The organism is Mycobacterium sp. (genome assembly GCF_050701515.1).
GTDB lineage: Bacteria > Actinomycetota > Actinomycetes > Mycobacteriales > Mycobacteriaceae > Mycobacterium.
Map to the genome: position 1 here is coordinate 1 of NZ_JBOGDB010000009.1, position 9,362 is coordinate 9,362.

Annotated in this window: 9 protein-coding genes and 1 pseudogene; 4 read left to right on the forward strand and 6 right to left on the reverse strand. The window is 65.9% G+C overall.

Annotation, left to right across the window (positions count from 1 at the left end; all coding sequences use genetic code 11):
* Nucleotides 1–157: 157 nt before the first annotated feature.
* From ACRDU5_RS01015 to ACRDU5_RS01025, 3 genes are all read right to left on the reverse strand, one after another.
* Nucleotides 158–1,393: a cytochrome P450 gene (locus ACRDU5_RS01015; RefSeq protein WP_526612360.1), complete on the reverse strand. Its 1,236-nt coding sequence runs from the start codon at nucleotides 1,391–1,393 to the stop codon at nucleotides 158–160.
* 13 nt (nucleotides 1,394–1,406) lie between these two features.
* Entirely contained in the window at nucleotides 1,407–1,601 is a 195-nt protein-coding gene (locus tag ACRDU5_RS01020) for a ferredoxin (RefSeq protein WP_526612361.1), read from the reverse strand.
* 76 nt (nucleotides 1,602–1,677) lie between these two features.
* Nucleotides 1,678–2,298, reverse strand: coding sequence for a TetR/AcrR family transcriptional regulator (locus tag ACRDU5_RS01025; protein WP_526612362.1), 621 nt, complete (start codon nucleotides 2,296–2,298; stop codon nucleotides 1,678–1,680).
* A gap of 78 nt (nucleotides 2,299–2,376) precedes the next feature.
* Between ACRDU5_RS01025 and ACRDU5_RS01030 the strand changes: the two genes are divergently transcribed.
* The gene (locus ACRDU5_RS01030; protein ID WP_526612363.1) at nucleotides 2,377–3,480 is read left to right on the forward strand and encodes a serine hydrolase domain-containing protein; all 1,104 of its coding nucleotides are present in this window, start codon (nucleotides 2,377–2,379) and stop codon (nucleotides 3,478–3,480) included.
* A 4-nt stretch (nucleotides 3,481–3,484) separates the two neighbouring features.
* Here ACRDU5_RS01030 and ACRDU5_RS01035 read toward each other — a convergent pair whose 3' ends face one another.
* The 3 genes from ACRDU5_RS01035 to ACRDU5_RS01045 are packed head-to-tail and all read right to left on the reverse strand — an operon-like array spanning nucleotide 3,485 to nucleotide 7,291.
* On the reverse strand, nucleotides 3,485–4,594 hold the full coding sequence (locus ACRDU5_RS01035; protein ID WP_526612364.1) for an acyl-CoA dehydrogenase family protein: 1,110 nt from the start codon (nucleotides 4,592–4,594) through the stop codon (nucleotides 3,485–3,487).
* Entirely contained in the window at nucleotides 4,591–5,859 is a 1,269-nt protein-coding gene (locus ACRDU5_RS01040) for an acyl-CoA dehydrogenase family protein (protein ID WP_526612365.1), read from the reverse strand. The genes ACRDU5_RS01035 and ACRDU5_RS01040 overlap by 4 nt, the downstream gene beginning before the upstream one ends.
* On the reverse strand, nucleotides 5,819–7,291 hold the full coding sequence (locus ACRDU5_RS01045; RefSeq protein WP_526612366.1) for an aldehyde dehydrogenase family protein: 1,473 nt from the start codon (nucleotides 7,289–7,291) through the stop codon (nucleotides 5,819–5,821). Before ACRDU5_RS01045 ends, ACRDU5_RS01040 begins: the two co-directional genes overlap by 41 nt.
* 64 nt (nucleotides 7,292–7,355) lie before the next feature.
* Here ACRDU5_RS01045 and ACRDU5_RS01050 point away from each other — a divergent pair, with 64 nt between their 5' ends.
* From ACRDU5_RS01050 to ACRDU5_RS01060, 3 genes and pseudogenes are all read left to right on the forward strand, one after another.
* Complete coding sequence (locus tag ACRDU5_RS01050) at nucleotides 7,356–7,820, forward strand: Zn-ribbon domain-containing OB-fold protein (RefSeq protein ID WP_526612367.1); 465 nt, start codon at nucleotides 7,356–7,358, stop codon at nucleotides 7,818–7,820.
* Between the two features lie 6 nt (nucleotides 7,821–7,826).
* Nucleotides 7,827–8,981, forward strand: coding sequence for a thiolase family protein (locus ACRDU5_RS01055; protein ID WP_526612368.1), 1,155 nt, complete (start codon nucleotides 7,827–7,829; stop codon nucleotides 8,979–8,981).
* Nucleotides 8,978–9,362, forward strand: a pseudogene (locus ACRDU5_RS01060) (acyl-CoA dehydrogenase family protein); the annotation flags it as partial. The gene ACRDU5_RS01055 and the pseudogene ACRDU5_RS01060, both read left to right, overlap by 4 nt.

Here is a 9,362-nt window from a genome sequence, read left to right on the forward strand (position 1 = left end):
GTCGTGCCAGACGCGGGCCAGTGACTGGTGCAGCACACGGTTGGCGCCGTTGAGTTCGTCGGGCCGGTTAAGCGTGAGGACCCTGACCGGACCCTCGGCGGTCACGATCAGTTCTGATGGTAATCCGTACATGATGGCTCCGCGAGCGAACCCGCAGCTACGGACGAGGGAACACGACGGGGATGACGGGCGCCTGCCGCACACCGGGGGTGCTCCGGTACACGATCGTCTTGTCCGGCACCACCGCGTAATCGGGTATGCGTTCGTGGAAGCGCCGCTGGGCCATGTGCATTTCCAGTCGCGCGAGATGTGACCCCAGGCAGCGGTGCAGGCCGACCGCAAACGACATGTGCCGGTTCGGCTTGCGGTGCACGTCGACGGTCAGCGGGTCTTCGAACACTGCCGGGTCGACATTGCCGGTCGCCCAAGCCAAAAAGATCATCTGGCCCTTCTTGACTTCAACGTCGTTGATCTCGAGATCATCTGCGGCCCAGCGGAGTCCGCCGTGCGGAACGGGCGACTGGGTGCGCATCATTTCCTCGATTGCGGTAGGCCAAAGGCTGGGATCGCCGACCAGCTCGGCCCTCTTCTCGGGGTGAGTCGCCAACCAGGCGAACTGCAGCGAGAGCGAGGAGCTGACGGTGTCCAGCCCGGCGATCGTGAACAGGTGCATGATGTTGACGATCTCGTCGTCGGTGAGCCGGTGTCCGTCGATCTCGAAGGTCAGGAAGTGCCCGATCAGATCGTCGCTTGGCCCGTCGTTCTGCTTCTGCGCCAGTCGCTTCGCAAGGTGTTCACGCAGCCGATCTCCCGCTCTCAGGCTCTGTTCCTCGCGATCTTCGAGGGTCTCGCCGGAGGCCTTGATGATGCTGTCCTTCATCGCCACGAGGAAAGGCAAGTCTTCCCGGGGCAGACCGAACACCCGTAGGAAGATCTTCGTGGGCAGCGGATCGGCGAACTGTGAGAAAAGCTCGGCCTGGCCGGCGTGGATGAACGAATCGATGAGCTCATCGGCGAGCTCGCAGACCCGATCTGCCCATGGTTCAAGCCTGTTGGCGGTTAGCAGTGGAGTGAGCAGCTTGCGGTAGCGGACGTGTTTCTCACCGTATAGGTGCAGGGGAATGAGCGGATCGCGCGAACCCATTCCCATCGATAGGCCTGTGTATGGATTGACGGAGATGACGTCGGGGTGCCGCCCCGCGGCGAGAATGTCCTGCGTCTGGAAGAAGGCGACCCCACCCTCCCATTTCACGACGGGGTACTTGCTCATCAACTCGCTGTAGATGGGACGCGGGTCCGCGACATCGAAGGAGGCGTTCTGCTCGTATGTGATCACCGCCCGCATTGCGGGATTCATGTCGGCGTAACTGATCTCGTGCACGTCGGTGCGCAACCTTGCCCTCCTTCTAAGGCCGTTCGATGTAAATCGCGTATTCCGGGCAACTGGCGACCGCCGCCTCGGCCTCCTCGAGAAGCTCTGCGGGAAGCTCGTCATGTGACGGGATGCCGCGCCCTTCCTCGTCGGGGCTAACCGCTCTGGATGCCTCGAAGTAGCAGCGCCCATGGCCGGCACACGCCGATAGGTCGATCACCAGCCGCATGTGACCATGGTAACAGCGCTAGCTTTACATGTATAATAGATGCGATAGGCAGCGCATCGCGGTCCCGGGTGCGCTGTCAGCGTGAGCGACGCGGGCGCGGGGAGGGCAGGTAATGATCGAGCAACGCCGACTGGGCGCTCTCGAAGGTGGCGCGCGAACGCAGCTTCACCATGTAGTCGCGGATCTCATCGTCGGGATGCGGGGTCGAGCTCAACTGGAAGTTCGCGCTTTCCTCCACGATCAGCCTGCCCAGCACCAACTGGTGGACACCGGCGTACGCCTCACGCGCGGCGTCTTTGTCCAAGCCGGCACGTTCGAACTGGTAAATGCAGAACAACACCAGCCTGCGTGCATTCGGAAGCAGCTTGCTCGTCAACAGAACTGAACTGAGGCCCGGGACGCTCAGGAGAGTATCCATCGATGTCGTCGCGATGGACATGAACACGTCGCGCCAGTGCCCGGAGTCCGGGTCCGGTAGTTCGATCCTGCCGAGCAGGTCGTCGCCAACCATCCGGACGAGTTCGTCTTTGTCCTCGACATGGTGATACAAGGCCATCGCGGACACGCCGAGCCGCGCTGCGACGGCGCGCATGGTTAGGTTGTCGACACCGACCTCGTCGATCATCTCGGCAGCGGTCGACGCGATGAGCGCCCGTCCGAGCGGCTGCCGTTCTTCAGCTGAATTTCGGGTCGCCACACGCGTGACTATACGCGTACACAAGCCTGGGACGCCTGCTACCCACTGGCGGCCACCACCGATCCGGAGAGGCAAACAATGAACTCTGTCCTGCGCAACCCGCCCGATCCACACCGGTTGGACGTACTGCTGCGGCGCTGCCGTCTCGAGGTCGATAACGCGACACTGCCGTCGGCTCAGGTGGCGGTGAACGTCGGTGGCGTCGAGTACGCATTCGAGACCTTCGGCGACGCGACGGCTTCGACACGGTATGTGCTGCAGTCCGCGGGCAGACCGGTCGTCGCCGGTGTGCTGTGGAAACTCATCTCCGACGGCCTGCTCGACATCGGCCGCACCGTCGCCTCCTACATTCCCGAATTCGGCACTAACGGCAAGGATGTCGTCACCGTGGAACAGGTGGTGACCCATGTCGGAGGCTTTCCGCTCGCCCCGCTGGGCTATCCGCAGATGCTGGATCGGGCCGAGCGGCTGAAGGCGTTCTCGAAATGGCGTCTGACAGCGGTGCCGGGGGCCGCGCTGGAGTTCCATCTCACCTCGGCGGCGTGGGTCATCGACGAGTTGTGCGTGCGGCTCACCGGCCGGCCGATCGCGGAGTACCTGCGCGCCGAGCTCGCCGCGCCGTTGGGTCTGGACAGCATCGAGATCGGTCCGCCTGTCGACCGTCAGCGTGACGTCGCGCCGTTTGTGCGAACCGGCGCCGATGACAGCGACGAGCCAGACCCCTGGGGCCCTTGGTATCTCGCCAACCCGGAGATTCTCGCCGCGGGTGAGCCCAGCCATTCGATGGTGTCGACGGCATCCGACCTTGCGGCCTGGTATCAGGCGTTGATGTCCTCACCGCTGTGGCGACGGGAGGCGGTCGAGGATGCGCTGCGTGTCCGGGTTGTGCTGCCCATCACCGGGATGCGCGGAGGCACACCGAGCGTGCCGGGCAACGTCGCCCTATTCGTGTTGGTCGCCGGTGACGACGGACTCTCGCGTGGATTCCTGCCGACGGCCACCGGTCCGCGCACCTTCGGCCACGGCGGGGCACCCTGCCAGATCGGGTTCGCCGACCCGCAGACCGGTCTGTCCTTCGCGTTTCTGACCAACGGATACCCGGCGTCGGGCTACGAGCAGTCGCGCATCGGCCTGAACCGGATCATCAACATCGCCAACCTCGCCGCCGACTGCTTCAGCTGACGGGTCAGATGCCCAACCGCTCGAGGAGCCGTTCGTAACGCAGGGCCGGCCCACCAAGGAGCATCTCCGATGCCACGGCGCGGCGGAAGTACAGGTGCGCGGGGTGATCCCACGTGAATCCGATGCCGCCCAGAACCTGGATGGTCTCCCTGGCGACGAACGCCGCACCGGCGGACGCGGTGATGTGCGCGGCCGCAGAGGCTATCGCGGATTCTGCCGAGGTCTCGGGAGCCACACGCACGGCGTCGTCGGTGGCCGCGCGCGCCAGCTCGACGTGCGCGAGCATCTCGGCGCAGAGGTGCTTGACAGCCTGGAACGTTCCGATCGGACGACCGAACTGGACCCGCACCTTGGCGTGTTCGACACTCATCTCCAGACAACGCTGCGCGGCACCCACTTGCTCTGACGACAGTGCCAGGGAGGCCAAGTCCAGCAGTCTGGACAGCGCCCGACCACCGGCACCCTGACGGCCAACCGGTTGTGCGAGAGCCGAATTCAACCGGATCGTCGCCAGGGGGCGCGTCGCGTCCAGGACGCGCATCGGCTCGATCTCGACGCCGGGCTCAGCGGCGTCCACCGCGAAGAGCGTCGGACCGGACAGGGTGCGGGCGAACACCAGCACCAGATGTGCGGTGGTGGCGTTGGGCACCCAGGACTTGGTGCCGGTCACCCGCCACGAGCCGTCGGGCTGTTCGGTCGCCCGGGTGCTGATCATCGCGGGGTCCCACGAACCGTCCCGTTCGGCGACGCCGACTGTGCCCCGGAACGAGCCGTCGGCGAATCTCGGAAGGCGGCGTTCACACTCGCGGTCGTCACCGGCGAGCAGAAGAGCTTGAATTGCAACAAAGTTCGCGAAGAACGGCGTGGGCGCCAGCGCGCGACCGAGTTCCTCGAAGACGATCGCGAGCGCGGGAAAGCCGGCTCCTTCGCCGCCGAACCTCTCCGGTACCGCGAGGGCGTGCAGCCCGAGGGTGCTCATCTCAGCCCATAGTGCGGTGTCGAAAGCGTCGGGGGACTCGATGAGCTCACGCACCCTGTGCTCGGGGGTCTTGGCCTCCAGGAACTTGCGGAGCGTGGCGCGCAGATCGTCGAGTTCCTGCAGCGAAGCGGTCACCGGCCGGGGTCTTTCGGCAGTCCCAGGACTTGTTCGGCGAGGATGTTTTTCATGATCTCCTCGGTTCCGCCGAGGATGCGCAGCGCCGGCGACGCCAGCAACAGCTCCGACCACGCGAACGTGCCCCACTGGCCATCGTCGGCGATGATGCGCGGCCCGAGCACCTCGGCGGCGAAGTGTGCGCTGCGGGTGATGTTGCGGGCGTGAATCAGCTTGGCGATCGAGCGCTCGGGCCCCATCGGCTGGCCGTTCTCGGTCTTGCGCACGGCCGATCGGTTGAGGCTGGCGACGGCCATCGCTTCGGCGAGCACGGTGCCGAGGTCGCGACGGAGGGCTCGGTCGTCCCAGGTCCAGGTCGCACGCATGAGCGCCGAAAGAAACTGCGGGGTGAGCGCGTGCATGACGTCGGGGGTGTCGGATGTGGCCACGACGTCGCGTTCGGCGGTCAGCGTGGTCAGCGCGACGGTCCAGCCACCGTCGATGTCGCCCAGCCGGTTGCGGTCGGGCACCTTGACGTCAGTGAGGAACACCTCGTTGAACTCGCTGCCGCCGGTCATCTGGCGCAGCGGTCGTACCTCGACACCCGGGTCGTGCATATCGACCATGAACGCGGTCAGGCTGCGATGCTTGGGGGCGTCGGTGTTTGTCCGACAAAGGATTTCGCCGACGTCGGCGTGCTGCGCCGCGGACGTCCACACCTTTTGCCCGTTGAGGACCCAGGTGTCCCCGTCGCGCACGGCACGCGTCTGGACCGCGGCCAGATCGGACCCGGCCGCGGGTTCGCTGAACAACTGGCACGCGATCATGTCGCCGCGATACAGCGCGGGCAGGAGGCGATCACGGAGTTCGGCCTGGCCGTGCGCCAGGATTGTCGGGCCGATCAGGCCGAGGCCGACCACCGACAGCTGCGTCGTGTCGGCAACATCGAACTCGGATTCGACGGTGTTGTAAGCCAATTGGTAGGTGATCGGAAGGTCGAGGCCGCCGTAGCGGGCCGGTCCGGTGATCCAGCCCCAGCCGTTGTCGTAGCGCCGCGCCTGCCAGTTGCGCGCCGCGACGACCGCCCGGCGCTCCTCCTCCGCCGTCCCGGTGGCGAAGTAGCTGACGCGGTCACTGCCCTCACCCCACCGCCGTTCCGTGGTGACCACGCGGTCGGCGTGCGCCAGGAGGAACCGCCGGGCGGATTCGCAGAACGAATCGACGTCGGCGGTGTCGGGTCGCAGGTCAGGCCGGGCTGGCGATTGTCTTGATCTGCAGGTATTCACGAAAGCCCGCCTCGCCATGCTCGACACCGTCGCCGCTGATCCCGTAGCCGCCGAATGGGGCGTCCGGCGCGAGGAACAATGAGTTGTTGATGTTCACCGTGCCGGCCTTAAGGCGGTTCGCCACTTTCCAGGCCCGCTCTTCGTCGCGCGACTGCACGTACGCCGACAATCCGTAGCGGCTGTTGTTGGCGACTCGGATGGCTTCCTCGTCGTCGCCGTCGTAGCGGATCACCGACAGCACCGGCCCGAACACCTCGGTCTGGGCGATCTCGGAGTTCTCATCGACATCGGCGAGGATGGTGGGCTCGAACCAGAATCCCTTGCCGCCGCGGTCGGCCCGCTTGCCGCCGACAACGATGCGCGCCCCCCCGGCCGCCGCCCGAGAGACGAGGCCGTCGACGCGCTGCACTTGTTCTTCGCGGATGATCGGTCCGACGACGGTCGCGAGATCGGTGGGGTCGCCGAACGGAACGGCGATCACCGCCGCAGTGAGACGGTCGAGCACCTCGTCGTAGATGTCGGCGTGTACCACCATCCGGGTCGCCAGCGCGCAACCCTGCCCGCTGTTGGTCATGCACATCCCAATCCCGAACGCGCAGGCCAGATCCAGGTCGGCGTCCGGCAGCAGAATATTCGCCGACTTGCCGCCCAACTCGAGGACCACGTGCCGGATGCCGACCGCGGCGTTCTGCGCGATCCGCTGACCGACCGCGGGCGAGCCGGTGAAATGGAAGAGGTCGACGCGCGAGTCGGTGGTCAGTGCTTCGCCGGCGATGGCCTTGTCCGCGGAACTGATCGTGTTGACGATGCCCGGCGGGATGTCGGTGGTCTCAGCCGCCACCTTCGCGATCAGGGCGCCCGTCAGGGGCGTGTCCGACGCGCTCTTGAGGACGACGGCGTTGCCGGTGGCCAACGCGTGCCCGACCTTCCAGATATTGGTCATGAACGGTGCGTTCCACGGCGTGATCGCGCCGACGACGCCATATGCCTCGTATCGGATCCGATGCTTGCTTCGCATGCCCAGGATCTCGTAGGGCGAAAGATCCTGCTCCCACCGCCACGTCTCGATCAGCCCATTGAAGTAGCTCATATCCTCGATCATCGCGTCGACATGGCTGAGGGTGGTGGTGTAGGGCGTTCCCGCTTCAGCGACGGCGATTTGCCTGAACACCTCGGCGTCCTTCCGCAGGCCGATCTGCAGTTGCTCGAGGCACTTCCGCCGGAATTCGTGGTCGGTGCTCCAGTTCGTGGTGTCGATCGCGTTGCGCGCGGCGCCGACGGCCAGGCTGACGTCTTCGGGGGCGGCGTCTGCGGCGGTGGCGACGACCGATTCGTCGGCGGGGTTGACGACCGGGTAGCGTCTGCGGGCCCGCGCCTCGACGAACTCTCCGCCGATGAACAGGCGGCCCTCGTGGTCAACACTCGATGTCATAGCGGTTCCTCGCGATCGTGCGGCCCTTTCCCAACACCGTACTATACATGTATAGTAAATCGCCGTGAACTCCAATGGGGAACTGAACCCCATAGCAGACAACCTCTTTCGACAAACGACGGATGGCCTGCACCTGATCGGCGGGCGCTGCTCGAACTGTGGCGACGTGATGTTTCCCGTGCGCGCCACGTGCGCGAACTGCCAGAGCACCGAAGTCGCCGAGGAACTGCTTCCGCGGCGCGGGAGTGTGTGGACCTGGACCACCCAGTCATTCCTGCCCAAAGCCCCGTACACCGGCTCAGAGACCGAGGCGGATTTCCAAGGCTTCGTCGTCGGCTACGTGGATCTGCCCGGCGCGTGCCTGGTGCAGACCCGCATCGACGTTCCGCCGGAACGAGCCGCCGACGCGGCCGCCATCGGTACCGAGGTCGAAACCGTGGCCATCGAATTCACCCGGGGCGGGGACGGTTCGCCCGTACACACCTACGCCTTCCGGCCGGTCAGTGCGCCGGTGCGGGAAGGACGGTGACCGGACATGACCGCCATGGCGATTGTGGGCATCGGCATTCACCCCTTCGGGCGGTTTGACGAATCGGCACAACAGATGGCCTTGTCGGCGATCAGGCAGGCACTGGCCGACGCCCAGGTGAGCTGGCCCGAGGTCGAGCTGGCGGCCGGGGGCAGTCTGGACGGCGGGCAGGCCGATGTGCTGGTCGGCGAGCTCGGGCCGACGGGCATACCTTTCATCAACGTGCTCAACGGATGTGCCACCGGCGCCGCGAGCCTCATTACCGCGCGCAACATGATCGCGGCCGGCATGGGCAATCTCGGCTTGGTCGTCGGGTTTGACAAGCACCCGCGCGGCGCGTTCACGGCACCAGATGTCACCGCGTGGGGAGTGGGGCGGTGGTACGGCGAGACGGGCATGTTTGTCAATCCGCAGTTCTTCGGCATGAAGACCCAGCGCTATCTGCACGACCACGACATCCCGCTGCAGACGTTGGCGGACGTCGCGACGAAGGCGTACTCGAACGGGGAGCTGAACCCGAATGCGTGGCGGCGCAAGCCGATACCGCCGGAGGATATAGCCGACTCCCGAATGCTCAATCACCCACTGCGGCAGTTCATGGTGTGCTCGCCCAGCGAGGGCGCCGTCGCGCTCGTCGTCTGCCGCCCCGATATCGCCTACAAGTACTCCGACACACCGGTGTACGTGCGGGCGGCCGAGCTGAGCGGCCGCAAGTACGGTTCGTTCGAGCTCTTCCAAACGTCGTTGCCGCGGGATCTGCCGCACACGCCGTCCGAACTGGCTTCGCAAAAGGCTTACGCGGCAGCGGGTTTAGCACCCAACGACATCGACGTGTGGCAGGTTCAGGACACCGAGAGCGGCGCCGAGATCATGCACATGGCCGAGGTCGGGGTCTGTGAACACGGCGCGCAGCCCGAGCTCATCGCCTCCGGGGAGACCGCCATCGCGGGGTCAAAGCCGGTCAACACCGATGGCGGACTGCTCGCCAACGGCGAGCCCGTCGGGGCATCGGGGTTGCGCATGGTCTACGAGGCCTGCCTGCAACTTCGCGGCGAAGCTGGCGATCGCCAGGTGGCCCGCGCGGAGACCGCGTTCACCCACGTCTACGGCGCACCCGGGATCAGCGCCTGCACCATCCTCAGTACGGACGCTCCCCGGTGACGGCCACCGCGACGGATCCGATCGTCGAGGACTTCGACGCGGCCTTGACCCTGGCGGCTGACCAGCTGGCCCACCTGCGAGTGCCGGAGGCAGATCTCGGCGCGCAGGTGACGAAGTTCAGAAAGTTGATGAACTGGCTGTTCGACGACGGGTGGGTGCGATGGGGCTGGTCGAAGGACGTTGGCGGGCTTGGCGGGTCGCCCTTGGTGCGCTGCGCAATTCTGGAACGACTTGCGTTGCGCGGTTACGAGATTCCCTACCACCTGCAGACCCTGGAGGTCGTGGGGCCCGCCGTTGCCAAGTATGCGCCGGCGTTGGCGGCGCGGCTGCTGCCGGCCGCCCTGCGAGGTGACGAACTGTGGTCGCAGGGCTTCTCCGAGC

Bases quoted from the DNA above. Each gene is read 5' to 3' on its own strand.
- ACRDU5_RS01055 (WP_526612368.1), top strand. From the start codon at position 7,827: ATGACCGCCATGGCGATTGTGGGCATCGGCATTCACCCCTTCGGGCGG.
- ACRDU5_RS01020 (WP_526612361.1), bottom strand. From the start codon at position 1,601: ATGCGGCTGGTGATCGACCTATCGGCGTGTGCCGGCCATGGGCGCTGC.
- ACRDU5_RS01045 (WP_526612366.1), bottom strand. From the start codon at position 7,291: ATGACATCGAGTGTTGACCACGAGGGCCGCCTGTTCATCGGCGGAGAG.
- ACRDU5_RS01030 (WP_526612363.1), top strand. From the start codon at position 2,377: ATGAACTCTGTCCTGCGCAACCCGCCCGATCCACACCGGTTGGACGTA.